At 59.9% G+C, this 24,634-nt stretch carries 21 protein-coding genes; 17 read left to right on the top strand and 4 right to left on the bottom strand.

Going from position 1 to position 24,634, the window contains the following annotated elements:
• Positions 1-34: 34 nt before the first annotated feature.
• The 13 genes from JFT81_RS03315 (at position 35) to JFT81_RS03255 (ending at position 13,794) form a co-directional block, all read left to right on the top strand.
• Positions 35-1,363, top strand: a complete 1,329-nt coding sequence (locus tag JFT81_RS03315) for a D-arabinono-1,4-lactone oxidase (protein ID WP_201226664.1) — start codon at positions 35-37, stop codon at positions 1,361-1,363.
• A 74-nt stretch (positions 1,364-1,437) separates the two neighbouring features.
• Positions 1,438-2,646 (top strand): DSD1 family PLP-dependent enzyme, encoded by a 1,209-nt coding sequence (locus tag JFT81_RS03310; RefSeq protein ID WP_201226663.1) that lies wholly within the window; start codon positions 1,438-1,440, stop codon positions 2,644-2,646.
• Positions 2,647-2,924: 278 nt separating this feature from the next.
• Complete coding sequence (locus JFT81_RS03305) at positions 2,925-3,536, top strand: transposase (RefSeq protein WP_201204143.1); 612 nt, start codon at positions 2,925-2,927, stop codon at positions 3,534-3,536.
• Between the two features lie 59 nt (positions 3,537-3,595).
• Positions 3,596-5,194, top strand: a complete 1,599-nt coding sequence (locus JFT81_RS03300; RefSeq protein WP_201226106.1) for a ShlB/FhaC/HecB family hemolysin secretion/activation protein — start codon at positions 3,596-3,598, stop codon at positions 5,192-5,194.
• 14 nt (positions 5,195-5,208) lie between these two features.
• The gene (locus JFT81_RS03295; protein ID WP_201226105.1) at positions 5,209-7,008 is read left to right on the top strand and encodes a MotA/TolQ/ExbB proton channel family protein; all 1,800 of its coding nucleotides are present in this window, start codon (positions 5,209-5,211) and stop codon (positions 7,006-7,008) included.
• 11 nt (positions 7,009-7,019) lie between these two features.
• On the top strand, positions 7,020-7,445 hold the full coding sequence (locus tag JFT81_RS03290; RefSeq protein WP_003224462.1) for a biopolymer transporter ExbD: 426 nt from the start codon (positions 7,020-7,022) through the stop codon (positions 7,443-7,445).
• Positions 7,446-7,448: 3 nt separating this feature from the next.
• Positions 7,449-8,153, top strand: a complete 705-nt coding sequence (locus JFT81_RS03285; RefSeq protein ID WP_201226104.1) for an energy transducer TonB — start codon at positions 7,449-7,451, stop codon at positions 8,151-8,153.
• Positions 8,154-8,192: 39 nt separating this feature from the next.
• Entirely contained in the window at positions 8,193-9,893 is a 1,701-nt protein-coding gene (locus tag JFT81_RS03280; RefSeq protein WP_201204139.1) for a putative porin, read from the top strand.
• A gap of 17 nt (positions 9,894-9,910) precedes the next feature.
• Positions 9,911-10,540, top strand: coding sequence for a DNA repair protein (locus JFT81_RS03275; RefSeq protein WP_201226103.1), 630 nt, complete (start codon positions 9,911-9,913; stop codon positions 10,538-10,540).
• Positions 10,541-10,557: 17 nt separating this feature from the next.
• Positions 10,558-11,031: a YbjN domain-containing protein gene (locus JFT81_RS03270; protein ID WP_201226102.1), complete on the top strand. Its 474-nt coding sequence runs from the start codon at positions 10,558-10,560 to the stop codon at positions 11,029-11,031.
• The gene (locus JFT81_RS03265) at positions 11,028-11,969 is read left to right on the top strand and encodes a peptidylprolyl isomerase (protein WP_201226101.1); all 942 of its coding nucleotides are present in this window, start codon (positions 11,028-11,030) and stop codon (positions 11,967-11,969) included. The genes JFT81_RS03270 and JFT81_RS03265 overlap by 4 nt, the downstream gene beginning before the upstream one ends.
• Before the next feature lie 148 nt (positions 11,970-12,117).
• The gene (locus JFT81_RS03260; protein WP_201226100.1) at positions 12,118-13,098 is read left to right on the top strand and encodes a LysR family transcriptional regulator; all 981 of its coding nucleotides are present in this window, start codon (positions 12,118-12,120) and stop codon (positions 13,096-13,098) included.
• 177 nt (positions 13,099-13,275) lie between these two features.
• Positions 13,276-13,794 carry a GNAT family N-acetyltransferase gene (locus JFT81_RS03255; protein ID WP_201204132.1) on the top strand — a complete coding sequence of 173 codons (519 nt, stop codon included), beginning with the start codon at positions 13,276-13,278 and terminating at the stop codon, positions 13,792-13,794.
• Position 13,795: 1 nt separating this feature from the next.
• Here JFT81_RS03255 and JFT81_RS03250 read toward each other — a convergent pair whose 3' ends face one another.
• Entirely contained in the window at positions 13,796-14,488 is a 693-nt protein-coding gene (locus JFT81_RS03250) for an aspartate/glutamate racemase family protein (RefSeq protein WP_201226099.1), read from the bottom strand.
• 192 nt (positions 14,489-14,680) lie between these two features.
• Here JFT81_RS03250 and JFT81_RS03245 point away from each other — a divergent pair, with 192 nt between their 5' ends.
• The gene (locus tag JFT81_RS03245) at positions 14,681-15,172 is read left to right on the top strand and encodes a hypothetical protein (protein ID WP_201226098.1); all 492 of its coding nucleotides are present in this window, start codon (positions 14,681-14,683) and stop codon (positions 15,170-15,172) included.
• 987 nt (positions 15,173-16,159) lie between these two features.
• Here JFT81_RS03245 and JFT81_RS03240 read toward each other — a convergent pair.
• Complete coding sequence (locus JFT81_RS03240; protein WP_201226097.1) at positions 16,160-16,381, bottom strand: cbb3-type cytochrome c oxidase subunit 3; 222 nt, start codon at positions 16,379-16,381, stop codon at positions 16,160-16,162.
• A 15-nt stretch (positions 16,382-16,396) separates the two neighbouring features.
• Positions 16,397-17,824, bottom strand: a complete 1,428-nt coding sequence (gene ccoN, locus JFT81_RS03235) for a cytochrome-c oxidase, cbb3-type subunit I (RefSeq protein WP_201226096.1) — start codon at positions 17,822-17,824, stop codon at positions 16,397-16,399.
• 329 nt (positions 17,825-18,153) lie between these two features.
• Here ccoN and JFT81_RS03230 point away from each other — a divergent pair, with 329 nt between their 5' ends.
• The 3 genes from JFT81_RS03230 to JFT81_RS03220 all read left to right on the top strand — a co-directional run bounded on the left by JFT81_RS03230 (position 18,154) and on the right by JFT81_RS03220 (position 21,620).
• Entirely contained in the window at positions 18,154-19,827 is a 1,674-nt protein-coding gene (locus JFT81_RS03230; RefSeq protein ID WP_201226095.1) for a nitrite/sulfite reductase, read from the top strand.
• Entirely contained in the window at positions 19,824-20,303 is a 480-nt protein-coding gene (locus JFT81_RS03225; protein WP_201226094.1) for a DUF934 domain-containing protein, read from the top strand. The genes JFT81_RS03230 and JFT81_RS03225 overlap by 4 nt, the downstream gene beginning before the upstream one ends.
• A 342-nt stretch (positions 20,304-20,645) precedes the next feature.
• Positions 20,646-21,620, top strand: coding sequence for a hypothetical protein (locus JFT81_RS03220; RefSeq protein WP_201226093.1), 975 nt, complete (start codon positions 20,646-20,648; stop codon positions 21,618-21,620).
• A gap of 440 nt (positions 21,621-22,060) precedes the next feature.
• Here JFT81_RS03220 and JFT81_RS03215 read toward each other — a convergent pair whose 3' ends face one another.
• On the bottom strand, positions 22,061-24,421 hold the full coding sequence (locus tag JFT81_RS03215) for a tetratricopeptide repeat protein (protein ID WP_201226092.1): 2,361 nt from the start codon (positions 24,419-24,421) through the stop codon (positions 22,061-22,063).
• Between the last annotated feature and the right edge of the window lie 213 nt (positions 24,422-24,634).

Genomic DNA, 24,634 nt, shown 5'->3' with positions numbered 1-24,634 from the left:
GCAGCGGGCAAGCATCGTCGGCGCGTTCAGTGCCTTGACGAGCAACCCGGCGTTGAGCCAATTACTGCGCGCGCCACGCTTGATTCCGTGGCGCAACTGGTCGGGCGGGCAAAGTTGCCTGCCGGCGGCGCGACTGGCGCCGAAGAATCTCGATGAGCTGACGACCGTCATCAGGCAGGCGCAAGGCAAGATCCGTCCGGTCGGCTCGGCGCATTCCTTCAGCGCGTTGGTGCCCACCGACGGCACGTTGCTCTCGCTGAGTTACTTCAACGGTCTGCTCGATCACGATGCGAAAACCCTGCAAGCCGAATTCGCCGCCGGCACGCCAATGTCGCGCATGGGTGCTCCACTGAAAGACATCGGCCAGGCCCTGCAGAACATGGCCGACATCGATTACCAGACCCTCGCCGGGGCGATCTCGACCTCGACTCACGGCACCGGAAAAAACTTTCAGTCCTATTCGGCGCACGTCTGCGGCCTGCAATTGGTGACCGCCAGCGGCGAGGTGCTCGACTGCGACAGCCAGCGCCATCCCGAGGTGTTCAACGCTGCCCGCGTGTCCCTTGGCGCCCTCGGTGTAGCGACAAAAATCCGCCTGCAAAACCGCCCGGCCTACCGCTTGCGCGAACGCCAATGGATTGCCAAAACCGAAGAGCTGCTGGAAGACCTCGACAAGAACACACGCGAGAATCAGCACTGGGAAATGCTCGTCGTCACCCATTCCGACTATGCGTTGTCCATTGCGCTCAACGAAACCGACGATCCGGCCACGCCGCCGATTCCGCCTGAAGAGGAGGGCGGCAACGAGTTCGTCACCCTGATCGAAAAGATCGACAAGTACGCCAGCGACTTCCCCGACCTGCGCCGGACGATGCTCAACAGCCTGCGCCATCTGGCGAGTTTCGATGACCGTGTGGGCGACTCGTTCGACATCTACGCCAACGTGCGCACGGTGCGTTTCAACGAGATGGAATACTCGGTGCCCGCCGAATACGGCCCGGCGTGTCTGCGTGAAATTCTCAAGCTGATTCAGGACAAGGATCTACGAACCTGGTTTCCCATCGAGTACCGCTACGTCAAGGCCGATGACATCCCGCTGAGCATGTTCGAGGGCCGCGACAGCTGTTCGATCTCGGTGCACCAGCATTACCAGATGGACCATCACAACTTCTTCGCGGCTGTGGAGCCGATTTTCTGGAAGTACAACGGGCGGCCGCATTGGGGCAAGTTGCACACGCTCAACGCGAAGAACCTGCAACCGCTGTATCCGCGCTGGCGCGAATTTGTTGAGGTGCGCCAGGCGCTCGATCCCAGCGGCAAGTTTCTCAATGCGCATCTGTCGTCAATTCTGGGGGTGAGCTGATGGCTGTCAATCGACGTAACTTCCTCCTCGGCACACTGGGGGTCGGCGCGTTACTGGTGGGCGTTGGCGCGTGGCTGCGGCCGGGGGATCGTGGCGCGCCGTACAGTGACTATTTCCGCGCGCTGAACCGTGAACTCAAGGACAAAGGCCCGATGCGCCCGGTGCTGCTGATCGATCTGGATCGCCTCGATCACAACATCGATGTGGTGATGCAATCGGTAAGACGCGCAGGCAAGCAACTGCGATTGGTAGAAAAGTCGCTGCCGTCGCCGGGGTTGTTGAGCTACATCGCTCAACGCGCAGGGACGCAAAAACTGATGTCGTTCCATCAGCCGTTTCTCAATCACGATGCCGTGACGTTTCCACAGTCCGACATCTTGCTTGGCAAGCCACTGCCGGTGCGTTCGGCAGAGCTGTTCTATCAAACCCACAAAGGCTCGTTTGATCCGGCAAAGCAACTGCAATGGTTGCTCGACGGCCCCGAACGTTTGCAGCAATACCTCGCGCTGGCGCAGGGTTTGGGCACGCGGCTGCGCATCAACATCGAACTGGACGTTGGCCTGCATCGCGGCGGTGTCAGTGATGTGAATGTGTTGGGGCAGATGCTCACGCTGATCAACGCCAACCCGCAGCACCTGGAGTTCGCCGGGTTCATGGGTTATGACCCGTTCGTGGGCATGGGCGTGCCGGGGATTCTCGGATCGCCGGAAGAGCTGTTTGCCAAGGTCATGGCGATCTATCAGCGCTGCGTCGATTTCACACGCCAGCAGTTTCCGCAGTTGTGGCACGACGGCTTGTGCCTGAACACCGCCGGCAGCCCGAGTTATCGCATGCATGAAAACGAAAAGCTGAGCACGGAAGTGTCGGTGGGCACGGCGATGCTCAAGCCGACCCACTATGATTTGACGTCGCTGGTCGACCATGTGCCGGCGGCCTATATCGCCACGCCGGTATTGAAAAGCACGGGGGCGGTGAACATCCCGGCACTGGATGACAAGTCGAAGCTTTTTTCGTGGTGGGATCAAAATCAGCGCCAGACCTTTTTCATCTATGGCGGCAACTGGATGGCCGAGTTCGAATCGCCGTCCGGATTACAAAGCAACAGTGTCTACGGCCGCAGTTCGAATCAGGAAATGGTCAACGGTTCCAGCACCGTCGGCCTGACCATAGAAGACCAGGTCTTCCTGCGCCCGACCCAGACCGAAGCGGTGCTCCTGCAATTCGGCGATCTGCTGGCCGTGCGCAACGGCAAGATCGTCGACACCTGGCCCGTCTACACCTGAAAACCCATTAGTCCAAACACCACGTCCCCCTGTGGGAGCGAGCCTGCTCGCGAAAGCGTCCTGTCAGTTACCTTCTACCTGACTGACACACCGCATTCACGAGCAGGCTCGCCCACAGGGTTTTGTGTTGTCTGTTAAATCCCGATCAATTCTGTAATGAAGCTTTTATGACAAAAGTTCGGTAGCACATCGCCAGTCCGGTCATGCCTATGTAACGCGCTTGAGGGGCCCAACGGGGCGCTTTTCACAAGCCGAGGCGGGACGCCGGGAGTGAGGCAATGGGGACTATGGAACGCTACTCGAAAGTGGGCATGCAGGAACTCGATCAACGCTTGTCGAAGATCGTCGAAGCCGCGCGCAAGAAGCCGGTTTCGGTGTATCGCTACGGCGCGCCGTGGGTCTGGATTGTCTCGCAGGATGACTGGCAGGGCGCCTTGAAAGAGGTCTCCAGCTACATTCCGCCCGGTCATTCGCTGGTGCTGCTGCGTCCGCAGATCGACGATTTGCTCGACGCCCATCGCGACCTGTTGCACGACCTCAATGCCGAGCCCGGCATGCTCATCCCCGCGCAAACGGTCATGCACATCCTGCTCCTGCAACTGCTCTATTCGGTGCCCAGCGAACAGCAGCTTTATGAACAGCTCAATTACAACCTGCTGTTCCGCTGGTTCGTCGGCCTCGGTCTGAATCAGAAAGTCTGGAGCTTCAACATCCTCAGTCGCGACATCGCCACGCTGCTCAATAACCCGCGTGCGGTGCTGCTCATCCAGAAAATCATCGGCGAAGTGTTCTGCGGTGCCTTGCTGCAAATGCCCGAGTTCTCCTTGAACTTCGCGCTGTTGCACACCTGGCTGGGCAAGCACGCCTGCGCCCCGCACGTCAGCAATTAACAGCGGCAACACGCCGGGCGTTGAAACGCCAACAGGTCATCGCGAATTCAGGGGGTAGTGTGGAACCGATTTTCAAGTCACGGCTGGCGCTGTGCGGCTGGCTGCTGGTGACGGCAGGCGCGCAGCCGGCATTGGCCGAAGAGGCTGCGCAAACAGCGGCGTCGCAACGTTTGGTCGACGTCAACGAATACTTCGTGCGCGGCAATACCGTGCTTGATGCACGGGCGATTGAAGAAGCGGTGTACCCGTTTCTCGGCCCGCAAAAAGGCATGAACGACATCGAGGGCGCACGTGATGCGTTGCAGAAGGCCTATCAGGAACGCGGCTATCAGTCGGTGTTTGTCGAGCTGCCGGAGCAAGCGGTGGCCGACGGCATCGTCTACCTGCAAGTCAGCGAAACCAAGGTTGGCCGGGTGCGTGTGGTCGGCGCCAAGCATTACTCACCGCTGGACATCCGCGACAACGTCCCGGCGCTGAAGGAAGGCGAGGTACCAGACTTCGCCAAGGTTCAGGGCGAACTGGCGCAGCTCAACAAAACCCCGGGCCGCCAGGTCATGCCGCTGGTGCGCGAAGGTCAGCGCCCAGGCACCATGGACGTTGATTTGCAGGTTGAAGATCAGAACCCATGGACGGCCAGCGTCGGCCTCAACAACGACTACAGCGCCGACACCGAAAAGCTGCGCGCAGTCACCAGCCTCGGTTACAACAACCTCTGGCAACTCGGCCACAGCGTCAACCTGACGTTCTTCACCGCGCCGCAGGACACCGACAACGCCAAGGTCTGGTCGGGTTCCTACACCGCGCCGCTGAGCGAGCGCTGGAGCGTGCAGTTCTCCGGTTACCAGTCCGACAGCAACGTCGCCACCATCGGCGGCAGCAACGTGCTCGGCAAAGGTCATTCTTACGGCGTATCGGCGATCTACACGTTGCCCTCCAGCGGCAACTGGTCGAACTCGCTGTCGGCCGGCGTCGACTTCAAAGACTTCGACGAACGCCTGACCCTGTCCGGCGAAAGCGACCAGGTGCCGCTCAAGTACGCGCCCTTCACCTTCGCCTACAACGGCTATCGCTATACCGAAAAGAGCCAGCTCGGCCTCGGCCTGAGCCTGGTCGCGGCTACCCGCAGCCTCTTTGGTTACGGCAGTTCCGACGAAGACTTCGACTACAAACGCTACCGCGCCAAACCGAGCTTCGCCGTGCTCAAGGGCGACGGCAATTACACCTGGACCTTCGACAGCGACTGGCAGAGCGCGAGCAAAGCCGCGTTCCAGTTAGCGTCCGGGCCACTGGTTTCCAACGAACAGTTCTCTGCCGGCGGCGCCACTTCGGTGCGCGGTTATCTGGCTGCCGAGCGCACCGCTGACGACGGTGTGCTGCTCAGTCAGGAAATTCGCACGCCATCGCTGGCCAAGTACGCCGGCACCTGGATGCAGGACTGGCGGTTCTATGCCTTTGCCGAAGGCGCACAGCTTTATCTGCGCGATGAACTGCCGGATCAGGACGCCGATTACGCCTTGGCCAGTGTCGGCCTAGGCACCCGCGCCAGCCTGAGCAAATGGCTGTCCGGCAGCCTCGACTGGGGCTACCCGCTACTCGAAGGGCCGAACACCTCGAAACAGGAATCGCGCCTGCACTTCAACCTTCAAGCCACTTTCTGACAAGGAGCACGTTCATGCAGCGCCTCTTCCTTTCGTTGTTGATCTGCCTGGGCTTCGTGCTCCCGGCCACGGCTCAGGCCTGGTGGCAGGACGACTGGCATTACCGCAAACAGATCGCCGTCGACACCACGCCGCAGGGCGCGGCGATCAATCAGCCATTGGGCCGCACCGCGCTGTTGGTGCGCCTGCACACCGGCAATTTCACCTTCGATGGCGTCAAGGACGATGGCTCGGATCTGCGCTTCGTCGCCGCCGATGACAAGACCGTGCTCAACCACCAGATCGAAAGCTTCGACGCGCTGATGGGCATGGCGCTGATCTGGGTCGATGTGCCGAATGTCGAGGGCGGTCAGCGCCAGGACATCTGGATGTACTACGGCAACCAAAAGGCCCCGGCGACCGGCAACGGTCAGTTGACCTTCGACCCGAATTACACCGCGCTCTATCACTTCGACGGCGCCACCGGCACTCCCGCCAAAGACACCACTGCCTACGGCAACACCGCGCAAAGTGCGACCGGTGCGGCGATTGACGGCGTTGTCGGGCGAGCCTTGCAGTTCAGCAACCAGCCGTTGCTGCTGCCGGCCAGTCCATCGCTCCAGCACAACGCTGGCAGTGCGTTCACCTTCAGTGCCTGGCTGCGCCTGGATCAGGCCAATGGCGAGCAACTGATTCTGGCGCGTCGTGAAGGTGCCAACAGCTTGCTGATCGGTGTCAATCAGGGCGTGCCATTCGTGGAAATCGACGGCCAGCGCGCCATCGCCACGCAACTGCTGAATCCCGGCCAATGGCAGCACGTCGCGCTGACCGCCGAAGGCTCCAAAGTCACCCTGTACATCAACGGTCGCGAAGGCGCGACACTGGCGCAAGCCATGCCGGCGTTCAATTCGGTCATGGCCATCGGTGCTGACCTGCACGAAAGCCCTTATCAACCGTTCGTAGGTGCCATCGACGAACTGCGCCTGTCGAAAGTCGCCCGTCCGGCGCCGCTGTTGCTGGCCGATGCCACTTCGCAAGGCGCCGAGTCGAAACTGGTTGCTTACGGCGTCGATGAAGAACAATCCGGTTTCGGTTTCGGCAGCCTCGGCTTCCTGCTCAACGCCGTGCCCATCGACGCTTGGGTGATCATTGCCGTGCTGGTGCTGATGATGTTCCAGTCGTGGATCATCATGCTGCGCAAGAACCGCACCCTAGGCCGCGTCAGTAAGGCCAACGAAGACTTCCGCGTGCAGTTCGCCAAGGTCGGCACGCGTCTGGAGATGTTCGCCGACGACGCGCAACTCGCCCAGCGTTTGCAGCATTCGCCGCTGTGGCGCCTCTATCTGGTAGCGGTGAAAGAGATCCGCACTCGCCGCGAACAGGGCGCCGATACCTCGTCGGTTTCAGCGGCCACCATCGAAGCGATCCGCTGCTCGATGGACGGCGTGCGCACTCGCGAAAATCAGGCACTCAGCTCAAAACTCTCGACCCTGTCCAACGCCATCGCCGGTGGCCCATACATCGGTCTGCTCGGTACGGTGATGGGGATCATGGTGGTGTTCCTCGGCACGGCGATGGCCGGCGACGTCAACATCAATGCGATTGCCCCGGGCATGGCCGCCGCCTTGCTCGCCACCGCCATGGGCCTGTTCGTCGCGATCCCGGCGCTGTTTGGCTACAACTGCCTGATCACCCGCAACAAGGAAGTCAGCGCTGACATGCGCGTGTTCGTCGACGAGTTCATCACGCGTCTGGCGGAGATGCACGGCGAGAGCCAATTCAGTGAGGCGTCGCACCCGCGCGGCCATCACGCCAACCATTCCGTACCGGCCTGAGGAGCACTGACATGGCGTCCGTAAATGCCTCCCACGACGATGACGAAGATGCCGCGGTAGACAGCATCAACATCACTCCGTTGGTCGATGTGCTGATGGTGGTGCTGGTGATGTTCATCCTCACTGCCACCGCGCAGGTCTCGGGGATTCAGATCAATTTGCCCAAGGCCAGCGCTTCGGTGTCGCTGTCGGAGGCCAAGACCAAGGCGATTTCGGTCAACGACGGCGGTCAGGTGTTCCTCGATGCCTACCCGGTGACGCTGGCCGAGCTGGAAGAACGCCTGCGCATCGAGAAGGCGCAGAGCCCGGATTTCCCGGTGATCGTGCGCGGCGACGCGACGGTGCAATACCAGAAAGTCATTGAAGTGCTGGATCTGTTGCGCCGGCTCGAACTGTCTCAGGTCGGTCTGGTGACCGGCAAACCGACGCAGGGCTGAGTCATGACCGCACAACTCCCGATTGAGCCGCTGCCCGTGCAGAAGCCTGTGCTGCGGTACGCGAAGTGGGGCGCCGGGCTGATCATCGGCGCGCTCGCCGCGTGGTTCCTGTGGCAGTGGGCCAACGACGTGAGTGGCATCCGCCGCGAAGCGCCGAAGGTGCCGACAATCATTCCGTTGCCGCCACCGCCACCTCCGCCGCCGGAGAAACCGCCGGAGCCGGAAACCCCGGTGGAAGAAAAAATCGTCGAGCCCGAGCCAACGCCGGAGCCGCAAGAGGTCAAGCCCGAGGAAGAAGCGCCGCCATCACCGGCGGACGATCTGGCTAACCCGATGCAAATGGACGGTGATGCGCAATCCGGCAACGACGCTTTCAACATCGGCGCGGGCAAGGGCGGCGGCATGGCCGGCGCCGGGGGCGGGCGACTGGGTACCGGCACTTACAGCCAGTTCCTGGCGTTCACTTTTCAGCGTCTGCTGCGTGAAAACCCCGACCTGCGCAACCTGGCGTTTTCGCTGCAGGCCGATGTCTGGCTGAGCAGCGTCGGCGAGATCACCCGGGTCGAGCTGATCAAGTCCAGCGGCAATCCCGAAATTGATACGCAAGTGCTGGCCGCGCTGCGCGGTGCGCCGGCCCTGAGCGAACGGCCTCCGGCCTCCATCACTTTGCCTGTGCGCCTGTCCCTGCAAGGGCGACGTCCGGGTTAACCGAATTCATAGAGCTGTATGAAAAGGAGTTGTGTGCAGATGATTTCCAACGTGAATCGATTGTCCCTGGCGGTCGGCATGGTCATTGCGACCCTGGTCGGTCAGGCCGTGGCAGCGCCTGCGCCCTCGGAAAACGCCACGATCAATCTGATCCGCTTGCTGGTCGAGCAGGGCATTTTGAAACAGGACAAGGCCGACGCCCTGATCGCTCAGGCGCAGAACGAAGCGGCGCAGGCCAAGCAGGCTGCCGCGTCCAGCGCCGTAGTGGCCGCCGGACCTGTTGCGGCACCGGGCGATGTGCGTGTGCAATACGTGCCGGCCGCTGTGCGTGACCAGATCCGCGATCAGGTCAAAGCCGAAGTCATGGCCACTGCCAAACAGGAAAACTGGGCAGCGCCGAACACTTTCCCGGACTGGGCCTCGCGCATCAGCTTCGACGGCGACATTCGCCTGCGTGACGAATCGCGCTACTACTCGGATAACAACAGCAACGAAATCGTCGACTTCGCCAAGCTCAACAACAATGGCCCCTACGACGTCAATCCGAACAGCAGCACCAGCCTGCCGCCGCTGCTCAATACCCGCGAAGACCGCACCAACCAGTTCCGCATTCGCGCACGGCTGGGCATGAAAGCAGTGATCTCGCCGGAATGGACCGCTGGCATCCGCATCGGCACCGGTTCCGACAACAACCCGGTGTCGACCACGCAAAGCCTCGGCGGTGGTTTCGCCAAGAAGGACATCTGGCTCGATCAGGGTTACCTGAACTGGAAGCCGACGGATGAACTGACGCTGACCGGTGGCCGTTTCGCCAACCCGTTCATGTCCACCGACATGCTGTATTCCAACGACTTGAATTTCGACGGCGTGGCGGCGATTTTCGACCACAAACTCAACCGCGATTGGGGTGTGTTCGGCACCGTCGGCGCGTTCCCGGTGGACTACACCAACGACACCACCAGCAGCAACGGTTTCGACAAGGAAGAGAGCGACAACAAATGGCTGTACGGCGCGCAGGTCGGCGCCAAGTGGGCGATCAACAGCAACAACCGCTTGAAAGGCGCGTTGGCTTACTACCGTTTCGACGACATCCAGGGCGAACGCTCCAGCCCTTGCGAACCGTGGGCCGGCGCGCCGGGCTGCGACAGCGATGGCACGCGTGCGGCGTTCATGCAGAAGGGCAACAGCGTGTTCCTGTTGCGTGACATCACGCCGAACCCGCTTAACCCGAGCACCACGCCACAACCGCAGTTTGTCGGTCTCGCGTCCGAGTTCAACTTGCTCGACCTCAACGTGGTCTGGGATGCCGACCTGCCGCAAGACTTCAAACTGCGCAGCCAGGGTAACTACATCCACAACCTCAGCTACGACGAAGGCGACATGCGCAAGCGTTCCGCCGGGCAGATCGTCAACAACCTCGACAGCAATGGCCAGATCGAAAGCGGCGCCAATGCGTGGATGGTGCAGTTCACCCTCGGCAGCGCGCTGGAGCTGAAGAAGCAGGGCGACTGGAACATGTTCGCCGGCTACAAATACATCCAGCCGGATGCCTTGCCGGACGGCTTCAACGATTCCTCATTCCACCTCGGCGGCACCAACGCAAAAGGCTATTTCATCGGCGGCAACTACGGTCTGGCAAAGAACGTTTATGCAACGGGTCGCTGGTTGAGCACCGAAGCGGTGTACGGCGCGCCGTTCGACATCGACGTCTTGCAGCTTGAGATCAACACGCGCTTCTAAAGCGCCGGGAGAGGGTTATGAAAACGCGTGTGTTATGGCTGGGATTTGGCTTGCTGATCGCCACCGGGGCAAGTGCCGAAGGCATGGAAGAGCGCTTGCGCACCCAGTTACGCAGCACTACTCAACAGTTGCAGGCCTTGCAAAGTCAGCAGGCGCAGGCCAGCGCAGCGCAGTTGGCGGCGCAGAACGAGGCCAAGGCTGCGCAGGCGCAAATCAAGCAATTGACCGCCGAACTGGCCAAAGCCAAGGGCGTTGCCGAGCAACTGGCCGGGCAGCAGCAAAGCCTGCACAGCCAGGCCCAGGCGCAAGTCGCGGCCAGCACCGAGCAGACCGGCAAGTTCAAAAAGGCCTATGACGAGCTATTGGTCATGGCCCGTGCCAAAGAGGCAGAACGGTCTAAGCTTCAAGCGCAATTGACTGAACGTGACACACAAGTGCAGCAATGTTCAGTCAAGAATCAGCAGATGTACGGCGTCGCCAAGCAGATCCTCACCGCCTACGAAAACATCGATGTGGCCGAGGTGATGAAGATCCGCCAGCCCTTCGCGGGCAGCGCTCGGGTCAAGTTCGATGAACTGGCCCAGGGTTTTGGCGACGACCTCTACAAGACCCAATTCGATGCGCCACAAGCGGCGCTCGCACACTGATGAACAAGGAAGAAGTCATGACTCAATTGATCAGCCACGTTTCCCCGCAATCCCTGACCGAAGTCCTGCAAGCGGCCGGTTATCGCGTCAACCAGACCGAGCAGAACGGCATCGTGCAGTTGCTCAGTGCCAGCCAGGGCATCGGTTATGCCGTGCGTTTCGGCAACCCGGCGGTGGAGCAGGGCAGCTACGTTGATTTCACCTTCAGCTGCGCGCTGCGGGTGCAGGGCGAGTTGCCCGAAGGTGTCGCCGAGCGATGGAATGCTTCGCGGCGTTTCGCGCGTCTGTCATTGCAGGGCGAGTTTCTGGTGATGGAAATGGACGTGGTGGTTGCGGCTGGGGTCAGCAACGATCACCTGCGCGGCAACCTCGAATTGTGGGATCGCCTGTTGCAGGAATTCATCGTCTATCTGCGCGACTTCGCCCAGAACGGCGCGGCGGCACAGACGGCTAAAGTCGCCGTGACCGAGCAAGAGGAAGTCGCGCTGTGAAAAAGCCTGCCATGGTGATCAGCGCTGCCGCTGTAGCGCTGTTGGTGGTGGCCGTGGCGTTGGCCGTGCGACCGGGCAATGACCCGGTCGCCGCCCAGCAATCGTCGCCGCTGGCGGCGGTTGCTACGGGGCCGGCGGTCGCGCGTTTGGGTAATCAGCAGGTAACGCCTGCGGAGTTGCAGACATTGCTGGCGACAGTGCCGGAGCAGACCCGTGAGCAACTGCGCGGCAATCGTGACGCACTGGAGCGCTGGATTCGTGCGCGACTGGCGGAGAAAGCGGTGCTGGAGCAGGCCGACGCGCAAGGTTGGGCACAGCGCCCGGAAGTCCTGCGTCAGACCCGTGCGGCGACCGAACAGATTGTCTTTCGCGATTATTTGCAGTCGGTCAGCCAGGTGCCCGCCGACTATCCGAGTGCGGCCGAGTTGCAGCAGGCGTATGACGCCGGCAAAGCTAACTGGATGACGCCGCCGCTGTATCGGGTCAGCCAGATTTTCCTGGCGGTGCCGGATGCGCAGAGTCTGGAAGCTGTGCGCAAACAAGCGACCGAGCTGAGCAAAAAAGCGCAGGCGGCGCCGGGGGAGTTTGCCGTATTGGCGACCCAGTATTCGCAGGATCGCCTGACCGCTGAAAAGGGCGGCGATAGCGGCCTGCAACCGTTGCAGCAACTGGTGCCGGAAGTGCGCGGTGCGGTGGCTCGGCTGAAGGTCGGCGCCGTGTCTGACCCTGTGCAAAGCGCGGCCGGTTTCCATGTGATCAAACTCACCGAGCAGCAACCAGCGCGCACGGCGACGCTGGATGAATTGCGCGATCAATTGACCCAGGCCTTGCGTGGCCAGCGGCAGGAGCAAATCGCTCAAGCGTATCTGGACGGCATGCTCAACACCGCAACGCTGAGCATCGACGGCGCCGAACTCAACAAAGTCCTGGGCAACTGACACACATTGCCCCTGTAGGAGTGAGCCTGCTCGCGATAGCGGTGGATCAGTTGACAATGACTGACCTGACCCACCGCTATCGCGAGCAGGCTCACTCCTACAGGGGAGTTGCGTTAAGACAAATACAAAGATCGACAGGGAGTCATCGATGTCATTCACCGAACCCGCAGGACGACAGGGCAGCGCCGACTTTCGTTGGCCACATAACAACAGCGAACCGTGGCTGGCGCACGCCGCGACGATCGACAGCGATGTTGCGCAATACTTTCTGGTCAGTGCCCGTTGCGGCTGTTTCATGCAGGCAGCGCGCAGTCTCAATGTGCGTTCGACCTTGTTGCGCAAACAATTGGCGCAACTGGAGCAGGAGCTGAAACATACCTTGTTCAGCTTTCAGGGCAGTGCGCTGAGCCTGACCCGCGAAGGTCAGCAACTCCAGGCAAAACTGGTCGCCCTGGCCAACGAGCGCAAACTGCCGGTGGTCGAGCAGCCGCTGATCCGTCTGGCCGTCGCCGAATCGATCCTGCATGACATTCTCGGTCGTGACCTGATCGCGTTGCTGCGGCGCAACGCCAGCGTGCGCCTGGAGATCATCGCTCTCGACAGCGAGTTGTCCCTGCGTGCGGTCAGCGCCGACATTGTCCTCTGGCTCGCCCACGGCGACTCTGCGCATCCCGGCCCGACTTTCGCCACCAGCGAACCGCAGCGTCTTGCGCGACTGGATTACCTTCCGCACATCGCCAAACGCTATTCGCGCGTCACTGCGCGCCCGGAGAGCCCCGACGATCTCGCCGATTTCATGTTGGTGCAATGGCAGCACGATCGTCAGATCGACAGCTTCCGCCCGTGGAACAACCTCGTCGAACAACGCTTGGCCGGGGTGGTGCAAATGCAGTCCTACGAGCTGATGCTGGAGATGATCCGTTGCAGCGCCTGCATCGGCCTGCTGCCCATGTACATGAGCCGCTATGACCGTGGGTTGGTGGCATTGCCGGGATTGTTCGAGGAGTCGATGCAGTTGCAGGCGTGGCTGGCGGTGAATGCCGAGTCGCAAACGCTGGCCGAAGTGCAGGCGCTGGTGGAACTCATCCACCACACCTTCAACGAACGCCAGGAATGGTTTCAGACCTGACCCCAATGCCCCATTCCCCTGTAGGAGCTGCCGAAGGCTGCGATCTTTTGATGTGGATTTTGATTTTTAAAATACAAGATCAAAAGATCGCAGCCTTCGGCAGCTCCTACAGTTTGTATGTATTTGATAGAGCGGTTTAGAGTGGTCGGCCACACATCGATCACGGACAGATCCGTCATGCCCGAGCACAACCCCGCCATTCATATCGAGCGTTTCAACGAATCTCATGTCGAGGGCATCACTGCGCTCTACAACGATCCGGCTGTAACCCGGCAAGTGCTACAAATGCCGTTTCAATCCACCGAGATCTGGCGCAAGCGACTGATGCCAGACAACGAGCGCGTGTTGCAGCTGGTGGCGCTGCATCAGGGTGGGGTGATCGGCAATCTGGGCCTGGAAAACTTTTCGCGGATTCGCCGCAGCCACGCCGGCAGCATCGGCATGGCCGTTGCGGTGGCGTGGCAGGGCAAGGGTGTGGGTTCGGCATTGCTGGCAGCGGCGCTGGACGTCGCCGACAACTGGATGAATCTGCACCGTGTCGAGCTGTCGGTGTACGCCGATAACGAGGCGGCCATCGGTCTCTACCGCAAGTTCGGTTTCGAGACCGAGGGCCTGTTCCGCGATTACGCCGTGCGCGACGGGCAATGGGTCGACGCCCTGAGTATGGCCCGTCTGCGCAACCGCCCAAACACCTGACTCAGTCGTTCAGCGCGAACGCCACTGCCGACTGTGCATGCAGTTCGGTGGTGTCGAGCAGGGGCAGGGCACTGTGTTCGGGTTTGATCAGCAGGCCGATTTCGGTGCAGCCGAGAATGATGGCCTGGGCACCACGCGCCGTCAGCGACTCGATTATCTGTTGGTAAATCTTGCGCGATGCCTCGCTGATCACCCCGACACACAGCTCGTCGTAGATGATCCGATGGACATCCTTGCGTTCCGCTTCGTCTGGCACCAGAACCGTCAGACCCTGAGCAATCAGACGCTCCTTGAGAAAGTCCTGCTCCATGGTGAACGCCGTACCGAGCAGCCCGACCGTACGCGCATCAATCGCCAACGCTGCCTGCGCCGCCGGCTCGGCAATGTGCAGGAATGGAATAGTGATTGCCGCCTTAATCTGCTCCGCCACCTTGTGCATGGTATTGGTACACAGCACCACGCATTCGGCACCGCCGGCCTCAAGCCTGCGCGCCGCATCCACCAGAATCGCTGCTGCGTCGTCCCAGCGTCCGGCGTGCTGGGCCTGTTCGACCGGGCCGAAATCGACGCTGTACATCAGCAGTTGTGCCGATCGCAACGGGCCGAGACGATCACGAACCTGTTGATTGATGAGGCGATAGTATTCGGCGCTGGACTCCCAGCTCATGCCGCCGATCAGGCCGATGGTGCGCATTGGATTTCCCTTGGTTATTAAGGTTGGTCTTCGGCAGAGTGTCCATTTGTTCACGAGCGCATGCCAGTGCCAGGCAAACTGTACCGTTGATCCTTTTGCAAAGTGTCCCGGTGTCGGTTTCTGAGGTTTAACGTACGTCGGCGCTTCGATCTGTCACTATCGGGGAACGCAGGCTCACCAAGGAACGTACCGATGAAAGACGTACAACAGCTGGGCGAAATGCTTCGTCACTATGCCGAGAGTGAAGCCCACAAGAAGCAATTGTTCGAAACCCAGTCACAGACGTGGGCAACACGCATCACCGAACTGTTCAGCCACATCCAGCAATGGCTGGAACCAGTTCAGGCGCCGCATCTGCTGGAAGTGAGTCGCGAAGCGTATGTAGCTTTCGGCCCGAGTACCCCGGTGGAGACTTCGACCTTCAAGACTGAAAAGCTGAGCATCGTGATCGCCGGCAAACCGGTGGAGTTCGTGCCCGATGTGATGGGCAATGCTGGCCAGATTTCACTGGCGGTGATGGGCCTGACGGCGGCGCGCTACGGCAGTATTTCGCTGGTGGGGTTGCCGGACGGCGAGTGGCAGTGGCGCAAGACCAATGGCCTGAAAGACCCCGACACGTTTGCCTTTGACGCCAACTTCCTCGCCCAGCAACTGCAAAGCCTGATCCCCCGCGACCGCGGTTAAGATCAAAAGCTTACCCCCTCACCCCAACCCTCTCCCCCAGGGGGGCGAGGGGGAAAGGGAGCAGATCGACGTTGTTGCTGTTATTGCATTCAACTTCGATGTTACAGGTCGGCGTACCTCGAAAGTACAACGCGGTCAGTTCCCTCTCCCCCAGGGGGGCAAGGGTGAAAGGGAGCAGATCGACGTTGTTGCTGTTATTGCATTCAACTTCGATGTTACAGGTCGGTGTACCTCGAAAGTACAACGCGGTCAGTTCCCTCTCACCCAGGGGGGCGAGGGGGAAAGGGAGCAGATCGACGTTGTTGCTGTTATTGCATTCAACTTCGATGTTACAGATCGGTGTACCTCGAAAGTACAACGCGGTCAGTTCCCTCTCCCCCAGGTGGGCAAGGGTGAAAGGGAGCAGATCGACGTTGTTGCTGTTATTGCATTCAACTTCGATGTTACAGGTCGGTGTACCTCGAAAGTACAACGCGGTCAGTTCCCTCTCCCGCAGGGGGCGAGGGGGAAAGGGCGCAGATCGACGTTGTTGCTGTTATTGCATTCAACTTCGATGTTACAGGTCGGTGTACCTCGAAAGTACAACGCGGTCAGTTCCCTCTCACCCAGGGGGGCGAGGGGGAAAGGGAGCGGATCGATGTTGTTGCTGTTATTGCATTCAACTTCGATGTTACAGGTCGGTGTACCTCGAAAGTACAACGCGGTCAGTTCCCTCTCCCCCAGGGGGCAATGGGGAAAGGGAGCAGATCGACGTTGTTGCTGTTATTGCATTCAACTTCGATGTTACAGGTCGGTGTACCTCGAAAGTACAACGCGGTCAGTTCCCTCTCCCCCTGGGGGGCAATGGGGAAAGGGAGCGGATCGACGTTGTTGCTGTTATTGCATTCAACTTCGATGTTACAGGTCGGCGTACCTCGAAAGTACAACGCGGTCAGTTCCCTCTCCCTCGGGAGAGGGCTAGGGTGAGGGGCATCCCACTGACTCTCCTCACATATCCAGATTGCCCCACCCCGGTTTGGCGACTTCCGGCGCCACCGCGGTTACGGTTTTACCAGTCGCCAGTTCAACCCGCCGCGCCACCTCCGGATCATCGGCAAACGGCACCATGCTGGCGTCATCAAGGCTTTCTGCGGTCTGATGGCGCAAGCAGTACTCCACCGCCAGCCACAGAAACACCACTCCCAATATATTCAAGAAAACTTCCATCATCTGCGGCTCCCTGCCTCAGGCGATCTGCGCTTCACGGCTGGCCAGCGCCACGTCCGCAACGCGCACGGTGCGCCATACGTTGTAGGCCATCAACAACATCCCGCTGAGGAAGAACACCCCGCCGGCAAAGCGCACGATGAACCCCGGATGACTCGCTTGCAGCGCCTCGACGAACGAGTAGGTCAGCGTGCCGTCCTCATTGATCGCCCGCCACATCAGGCCCTGCGTGATGCCGTTGACCCACATCGAAGCGATATAAAGCACGGTGCCGATAGTCGCCAGCCAAAAGTGCAGGTTGATCAGCGGCGTGCTGAACATCTGCTCGCGTCCGAAGACTTTCGGCACCATGTGATAGGTCGCGCCGAAGGTAATCATTGCCACCCAGCCGAGTGCGCCGGCGTGAACGTGGCCGATGGTCCAGTCGGTGTAGTGGGAGAGGGCGTTGACGGTCTTGATCGCCATCATCGGGCCTTCAAAGGTCGACATGCCGTAGAACGCCAGCGACAGCACGAGGAAACGCAGGATCGGGTCGGTGCGTAACTTATGCCAGGCCCCGGACAAGGTCATCATGCCGTTGATCATTCCGCCCCAGCTCGGTGCCAGCAGAATCAGTGACATCGCCATGCCCAGCGACTGCGCCCAGTCCGGCAGCGCGGTGTAGTGCAAATGGTGCGGGCCGGCCCATATGTACAGGGTGATCAGCGCCCAAAAGTGTACGATCGAAAGCCGGTACGAATACACCGGGCGATTGACCTGTTTCGGCACGAAGTAATACATCATCCCGAGGAACCCGGTGGTCAGGAAGAACCCCACCGCGTTGTGCCCGTACCACCACTGCACCATGGCGTCGGTGGCGCCCGAATACACCGGATACGATTTGAACCAGTCGACCGGGATCGACAAGTGATTGACCACATGGAGCATGGCGATCACCAGGATGAACGCGCCGAAAAACCAGTTGCCGACGTAGATGTGTTTGGTCTTGCGCTGCACCACGGTAGTGAAGAACACCACGGCGTACGCCACCCAGACCACCGCCATCCACACCGCGCCGGAGAATTCGATCTCGGCGTATTCCTTGGTGGTGGTGTAGCCCATCGGCAGGGTGATCAGCATGACCACGATCACCGATTGCCAGCCCCAAAACGTGAACGCGGCCAGTTTGTCCGAATACAGCCGGACCTGGCAGGTGCGCTGCACCGCGTAGTAGCTGGCGGCGAATTGTGCGCTGCCGGCGAAACCGAAAATCACCAGGCTGGTGTGCAATGGCCGCAGGCGTCCGAAGGTGGTCCACGGCAGGTCCAGATTCATTTCCGGCCATACCAGTTGCGAGGCGATAAAGACACCCATCGCCATACCCACGACGCCCCAGAAAATAGTCGCAATGACGAATTGGCGGACGACCTTGTAGTTATAAGCCTGTCCGATTGTTGCTGTACTCATGGTCAGTTCATCCACGGTTGCAAGTCTTGCCAGGCCACCCGGTCTGGCATGGACTGCACTGTAGGAACACCGCCAGAAACAAAACAGGCTCAGGAATTATTCATTTGTGCGGATCAGATTGAAGTGCTGCCTGCGGCGTTCTGCCGCGCCCTGATACGGTTTTTATCGTTTCAGGTGAATCTGTAATGAACTGCGCTGCATGGGCATAGTGCATGCAAATCTGTAGGAGCAGAGCTTGCTCGCGAACGCGGTGTGTCTGACACACCGCGTTCGCGAGCAAGCTCTGCTCCTACAGGAATTGTGCGCATTCCTGATGAGGTGGCAGTTGCATGTATCAGTACGATGATTACGACCGGGCGCTGGTGTTCGAACGCGTTGCGCAGTTTCGCGATCAGGTCGAGCGCTTCATGGCCGGGGAATTGAGCGAAGAAGAGTTTCTGCCGCTGCGTCTGCAAAACGGCCTGTACATGCAAAAGCACGCTTACATGCTACGAGTGGCGATCCCCTATGGCACGTTGAGCGCTGAGCAGATGCGCACGTTGGCGAGCATTGCCAGCGATTACGACCGTGGCTATGGTCACTTCACCACGCGGCAGAACATGCAGTTCAACTGGATCGAACTGGCTGAAGTACCGGACATTCTCGAACGCCTGGCGCAGGTCAACATGCATGCGATCCAGACCTCCGGCAACTGCGTGCGCAACATCACCACTGAAGCTTTTGCCGGGGTTGCGGCGGACGAAATGATCGACCCGCGACCGCTCGCCGAAATCCTGCGGCAGTGGTCGACGATCAACCCGGAATTCCTCTTTTTACCGCGCAAATTCAAGATCGCCATCTGCTCGGCGAAACAGGACCGCGCAGCGATCATGATGCATGACATCGGTCTGTACCTTTACCCCGGTCGTGACGGGCAAATGCTGTTGCGGGTGATCGTCGGCGGCGGGTTGGGGCGCACGCCGATTCTCGGTTTGCAGATTCGCGAAGGGTTGCCGTGGCAGCATTTGCTGTCCTACGTCGAAGCCGTTTTGCGGGTCTACAACCGCCACGGTCGTCGAGACAACAAGTACAAGGCGCGCATCAAAATTCTGGTCAAGGCACTGGGCATAGAGGCCTTCGCCAAGGAAGTCGAAGAAGAGTGGCAGCACCTCAAGGACGGCCCCGCGCAGTTGACCGAGGCTGAATATCAGCGCGTCGCCAGTGCTTTCGTGCCGCCGATCTATCACACCTTGCCCGACACCGATCTGGACTTCGGCACGCGTCTGGCCGAGAGCCCGGCGTTCGCCCGTTGGGTCGCGCGTAACGTGCAGCCGCATAAAAAACCGGGTTACACCAGTGTGGTGCTGTCGACCAAACCGGGTATGGCCTCGCCGCCGGGAGATGTCACGGGCGTACAGATGCTGGCAGTGGCGGACTGGTCGCAGCGTTTTGGTTTTGGCGAAATCCGCATTGCGCATGAGCAAAATATCGTCCTGCCGGATGTGCCCAAGTCAGACCTCCATGCGCTGTGGCAACTGGCGTGCAAACACGATCTGGGCAGTGCCAACGTCGGCTTGCTGACCGACATCATTGCTTGCCCCGGCGGTGACTTCTGCGCATTGGCCAACGCCAAATCGATCCCGATTGCTCAGGCGATTCAGGCGCGCTTCGACAACCTCGATTACCTGCACGATCTGGGCGACATCAGCCTGAACATCTCGGGCTGTATAAACGCTTGCGGCCATCACCACATCGGCAATATCGGCATCCTTGGCGTCGATAAGAACGGCAGCGAGTGGTACCAGATCACCCTCGGCGGCGCGCAGGGCAAAAACAGTGCGCTGGGCAAAGTCATCGGTCCATCGTTCAGCGCTGCCGAAGTACCGCAGGTAATCGAACGGATCATCGGCACGTTTGTGCGCTATCGCGAGAGCGAGGAGCTGTTTGTCGATACGTTGGCGCGGATCGGCCTGGAGCCGTTCAAGGAACGGGTCTACCCGAAGGTGCTGGAGGTGCCGGCATGAACAATCTGCTGCGGCTGGAGCAGGGTGTGGCGCGGATTGAGGTGGACGATCCGTGGACGCTGGTGCGTGAGCCTGCTTTGACCAGGCCTTCGGGATTGCTGATCCTTCCGTTGGCTCATTGGCTGGAATCACCTTCGACCCATGCCGTATGGCTGGGACCCGACGATGAGGTTGAAAGCCTTGTCCCGTGGCTGGCGTCACTGCCGCTGATCGCACTGGATTTCCCGAGTTTTCGTGATGGGCGTGCTTACAGTCAGGCGTATCTGCTGCGCAGTCGTTTCGGCTGGGCAGGGGAGTTGCGGGCGATTGGCGATGTGCTGCGCGATCAACTCAGCCATATGCGCCAGTGCGGTTTTGACAGTTTCGCGGTGCGTGAGGACAAATCGGCCGAGGATGCACTGAAGGGCCTGGCGGGGATGAGCGTGCTGTACGGCCGCTCAGTCATCGAACCAAGGCCCCTGTTCCGAAGACGCTGATTGCGGGATTGACTGCCTGTGGTGTGTAAACCTTGTGGCGAGGGAATTTAGCGAAACGTCGCACCGCCCCGATGGGCTGCGCAGCGGCCCTGAAAACTGGCAACCGGCTCTCACAGGTCAACCGCGTTTGCTGGGGTTGCGACTGCTGCGCAGTCGATCGGGGCGGTGCGACGTTTCGCTAAATCCCCTCGCCACAGGTTTGGTGTTTCGCATGCAGGGGAAACCCCTACAACGCACATGAATCAGGCATTTTCCCTTGGGTCGATGGTGGCCTTTTGGTAGAGTCGCCGTCGCCAGCGGGTTTTCGGCTGGACGATGGAACCGAAGAAGGGAGTCTGATCAGTGAGTCCGGGCAAAAAAATCCTCGGTCTCACAGCGTTGCTTTTGATGATGACGCTGTGGGCCAGTTACTTTTATATTTTCAAAGAGAACCGTGACGGTCAGCTCGGCGGCGCCGGTGAAAGCACCGCGTGGTGCGGCACGCCGCCCTCCACTGAAGCGGCGCTGTTGGGCAAGGATCAACTGACCTTGCGCGTCACCAACAACTTGCGCGGCGAGTTCATGCTCAGTGGTTCACTGGTGGTTTCCGAACGCACGTTCAACCGCTATGACCTGAGCCGCAACGAGCTGCGCCTGCGTCTGGAACCATTGCAGTGGTCCTATGGCGTCACGCCGATCTTCCTTGAGCAAGTCAAGGTTCAGCCACTGAGTCGCAACCTGTCATCGACCAACAAAAGCGCCTACGCCGAACTTGAACCACGCCCGATCGGCGTGCAGGGTCAGGTCACCGAATTTCCGTTCGACACCTATCGTTACGGCTACAAACCGGTGCTGTATTACCTCAAGGGCAGCGAGCGTATCGACCTGCGCTTCAAGAACATCACCACGTTGATGGAGATGTCCAACACCTTTACGCCGATCCAGAAGTACAACCGCGTCGACTACATCAACGAGAAAAACTCGATGATTCGCGACGAAGATTACACGGCTTACGGGCCGCACGAATGTGCCTTCAGTGTCGAGCGCAAGGGTTCGTTCAAGGTGGTTGTGCTGTTGCTCCTGCTGGTGCTGTGCCTGCCGTTGCTGCTGGTGTTCTACCGCGATGAACCGGGGATCGACTTCCTCGCCACGCTGGTGGGTATTGCGGTGGTGCGGGTGCTGCTGATCGGGCCAGTGCAAGACTTCCAGCTGTACAACATCGATTTTCTGTTTGGCGCGGCAATCTTGCTGGTAGGCACGGTGTCGCTGATCAAGGCAATGCGCGCCAATAGCCGGCGCGAGATGGCCTTGCGCAGCGGCGAATCCTCTTCCTGGTAAAGCAGCCTCCCGCACAAACCTCGTAGGAGCCGAGCTTGCTTGCGAAAGCGGTGTGTCAGTCGACAACGGTGTTAACGGACACGGCCCCTTCGCGAGCAAGCTCGGCTCCTACGGTTTTTGCGTTGTGAATGAAGCCGGAGCCATCAGCACAAACCTTTGTAGGAGCCGAGCTTGCTCGCGAAAGCGGTGTGTCAGTTGACAACGGTGTTAACTGACACGGCCCCTTCGCGAGCAAGCTTTGCTCCTACGGTTTTTGTGTTGCGAATGAAATCTGAGCTACCAGCACAAAACCCTGTAGGAGCCGAGCTTGCTCGCGAAAGCGGTGTTTCAGTCGACCACGGGGTTAACTGATACGGCCGCTTCTCGAGCAAGCTTTGCTCCTACGATTTTTGCGTTGTGAGTGAAGTCTGAGTTAGTTGCACAAAACCTTGTAGAGGCCGTTATTTCAGGGCCGGATCGCCCATGTTCATCTTCTTCCAACCTTGCAACAGCACCTGCGCCTTCGGTTCCTGTCCACTGTCGAGATACCACTGGATCAGCGACAGCCGCGCATTGCGGTTCGCCGGTTGTGCCTTGAGCAGGCGTTCGAGTATTGCGCACGCCTCATCGACCTTGCCGCTTTCATGCAACGCCACCGCCAGCACGTAACCGTACTGCGCGTTCTGCGGTTCCAGTTCGGCGGCTTTTTTCAGCGGGGCCATGGCCTCGGCGGTTTTGCCGGCGCGGATCAAAGACAGGCCACGGGTGTGCTGCAACAGCGCCGCCTCCGGATGTTCCTTGAGGCTATCTGTCAGCAGCTTTTGCGCTTCCTCACCGCGACCATTCGCTTCAAGCCATTGCACCAGCGTGACCAATGCGGGGTAGAAATCCGGGTCGCGCTTGAGCGCCGTGCGCAGCAGCGCCTCGACTTCCGATCCGCGCCCACTGGCCTGATAGAGCATCGCCAGATTCAGGTTGGCCTCAGCGCGTTCCGCCAGGCTTTTCTGCACCGCTTCATACTCGGCAATCGCCGCGTCCCAGTTGGCTTGCGCTGCACCCAGAGTATTGTTGCGCGCGACGCTCAACAGATCTCTGGCCGCGACAATGCGCACGGCTTTCACCGGATCACCCAGTAACGGCGACAACAATGGCGCGCGCTCCGCGGGCGGCAAGAATGCGCTGATCGCCCGCACGGCACTTTCACGAACCTGCGGCGCTGGATTTTTCAAATCCTGAGTCGCCAGTTTCAACGCTTGCTCACTCGGATACAGCGGCAATTCCGCCAGCAAGGTTGCGCGTTGGATCGCCGGCAGATTGCTGCGCTGCAATTGCGTGTACAACGCGTCGGCGGCGCCGGGCTGGCCGTTACGAATCAGCCACAGGCTTTCGTCATAACGCGGGGCTTGCGGGGCAGTTGAAGCGCTCCACAACTTGAACTGCGCAGTGACCTTGTCGCCAGCCTTGCCCTGATGGCAGGTCAGGCACGCGTCCGGCGTACCGAGCTTCTGCGCACGCTCGGGTTTGGGAATGCTGAAGCTGTGGTCATGCCTGAAATCGTTGCCCATGTAGAACTTGCCGGGCATGTGGCAATCCACGCACTGCGAGCCGGGTTGGCCCATGGTGTGGCGAGTGTGTTCGATGGAATCGTAGTTCTTCGCTTGCAGGCCCTTGCCGTCGACGCCTTCCACCGAAGTTTTACCAGCGGTGTTGTGGCATTGCAGGCACACCGCATTGCCCGGTGCTTTCAGCTCAGTGCTGTGCGGGTTGTGGCAGTTGCTGCAACGCACGCCTTTGTCGAACATCTTGCTTTGCAGGAACGAGCCGTGTTCGAACACTTCGTCCTTGATCTTGCCGTCCAGCGCATACAGTTCGCGGGTGAGGGTGCTTGGCAGGTAATCATCCATCAAGCGCTTGCCAACGGTATAGCCATCGCCCAGCGGGGCGCGGCGAGCGTGGCAGCGAGCGCAGGTTTCGATCTCGACGGTGGCGTTCTTGTCCTTCAGATCGACGTCAAAACCTTGATGGATCAGGTCGCCCTTTTTCTGCGTCCACTCCAGGTGATTCGACGCCGGGCCATGACAGGCCTGGCAGCCGACGCCGAGGCTGTTCCACTGACTGTTGAAGGTATTGCTGGCCGCATCGAAATTGCGCTTGAAGCCGGTGGTGTGGCATTCGACGCACATGAAATTGGCGTTCTGGCTCGGCTTGCTCCAGTGCAGTGGGTTCTTGAAGTTCACCCCTTGGCCGGGGTAGAGGTGAAACCAGCGCTGCTTCTCGGTATCCCACGCCACGCCGAGTGCCTGCAACCGGCCTTCGCCGACATCGATCAAGTATTGCTGCAGCGGCGCGATGCCGAAGGTGTAGGCCACTTTGAAATCGGCGTTCTTGCCGTCGATGCCGGGCGTGTTGACCCAGAACTCATCGTTCTTGCGCGAGAAACGCGTGGTCTCGTTTTCGGCTTTGAAAGTGATGTTGTTGAAATTGCCGAGCAGGGTCTCGGCAGTCGCCGGTTGCATCGCCAATTGATGGTGAGAGCCTTGCCAATCCTTGACCTGCTCGGTGTGGCAGCCCTGGCATTGCTGCTCATCAACCATGGTCGCCGGTTTGCTCGCGATGACGGGTTGCGGTGTCGCAGGCCGGGCAACGGGCGTACTGATCGGCGCGGGTTTGACTGGCGCCGGAGCAGGGCTGAAGAGAAACCAGCCGATCCCGGCCACGGCGGCCAACAGCACACCGATGGTGACGGGGAACAGATAGCGGGAAATTGCAGAAGGAGACGATTCAGGGTCAGGTTGTACTGCTTTATTTTTATGCTTGGGCATTGCGACTTCCGTAGTCCAGGTGCATTTGCCGTCTGGCGTGCGTTCAAGCTTGGTGCAGCTTTGCCGGATGCCCGGCGTCTGTCAAATGACGGTTGTGAGGTGCCGCGCAGTCTTGTGTGAATTTTGCGATTTTCAATCGCAATTACCAATGTTTTAGCTATACCTGTAGCACCCCCAAGTCACACATTCAGGCTTTCTGACAGGAGTTACAGC

The sequence above is a fragment of the Pseudomonas sp. TH43 genome (assembly GCF_016650635.1).
Taxonomy (GTDB): domain Bacteria; phylum Pseudomonadota; class Gammaproteobacteria; order Pseudomonadales; family Pseudomonadaceae; genus Aquipseudomonas.
The sequence above is the reverse complement of the archived record's forward strand: the minus strand, read 5'-3'. Positions and strand labels throughout refer to the sequence as shown.

Coding starts and splice junctions, on each gene's coding strand:
- JFT81_RS03225 (WP_201226094.1), top strand. CDS start 19,824: ATGAACAATCTGCTGCGGCTGGAGCAGGGTGTGGCGCGGATTGAGGTG.
- JFT81_RS03250 (WP_201226099.1), bottom strand. CDS start 14,488: ATGCGCACCATCGGCCTGATCGGCGGCATGAGCTGGGAGTCCAGCGCC.
- JFT81_RS03230 (WP_201226095.1), top strand. CDS start 18,154: ATGTATCAGTACGATGATTACGACCGGGCGCTGGTGTTCGAACGCGTT.
- JFT81_RS03245 (WP_201226098.1), top strand. CDS start 14,681: ATGAAAGACGTACAACAGCTGGGCGAAATGCTTCGTCACTATGCCGAG.
- JFT81_RS03280 (WP_201204139.1), top strand. CDS start 8,193: ATGATTTCCAACGTGAATCGATTGTCCCTGGCGGTCGGCATGGTCATT.
- JFT81_RS03215 (WP_201226092.1), bottom strand. CDS start 24,421: ATGCCCAAGCATAAAAATAAAGCAGTACAACCTGACCCTGAATCGTCT.
- JFT81_RS03295 (WP_201226105.1), top strand. CDS start 5,209: ATGCAGCGCCTCTTCCTTTCGTTGTTGATCTGCCTGGGCTTCGTGCTC.
- ccoN (WP_201226096.1), bottom strand. CDS start 17,824: ATGAGTACAGCAACAATCGGACAGGCTTATAACTACAAGGTCGTCCGC.
- JFT81_RS03275 (WP_201226103.1), top strand. CDS start 9,911: ATGAAAACGCGTGTGTTATGGCTGGGATTTGGCTTGCTGATCGCCACC.
- JFT81_RS03290 (WP_003224462.1), top strand. CDS start 7,020: ATGGCGTCCGTAAATGCCTCCCACGACGATGACGAAGATGCCGCGGTA.
- JFT81_RS03285 (WP_201226104.1), top strand. CDS start 7,449: ATGACCGCACAACTCCCGATTGAGCCGCTGCCCGTGCAGAAGCCTGTG.
- JFT81_RS03305 (WP_201204143.1), top strand. CDS start 2,925: ATGGGGACTATGGAACGCTACTCGAAAGTGGGCATGCAGGAACTCGAT.
- JFT81_RS03255 (WP_201204132.1), top strand. CDS start 13,276: ATGCCCGAGCACAACCCCGCCATTCATATCGAGCGTTTCAACGAATCT.
- JFT81_RS03270 (WP_201226102.1), top strand. CDS start 10,558: ATGACTCAATTGATCAGCCACGTTTCCCCGCAATCCCTGACCGAAGTC.
- JFT81_RS03240 (WP_201226097.1), bottom strand. CDS start 16,381: ATGATGGAAGTTTTCTTGAATATATTGGGAGTGGTGTTTCTGTGGCTG.
- JFT81_RS03260 (WP_201226100.1), top strand. CDS start 12,118: ATGTCATTCACCGAACCCGCAGGACGACAGGGCAGCGCCGACTTTCGT.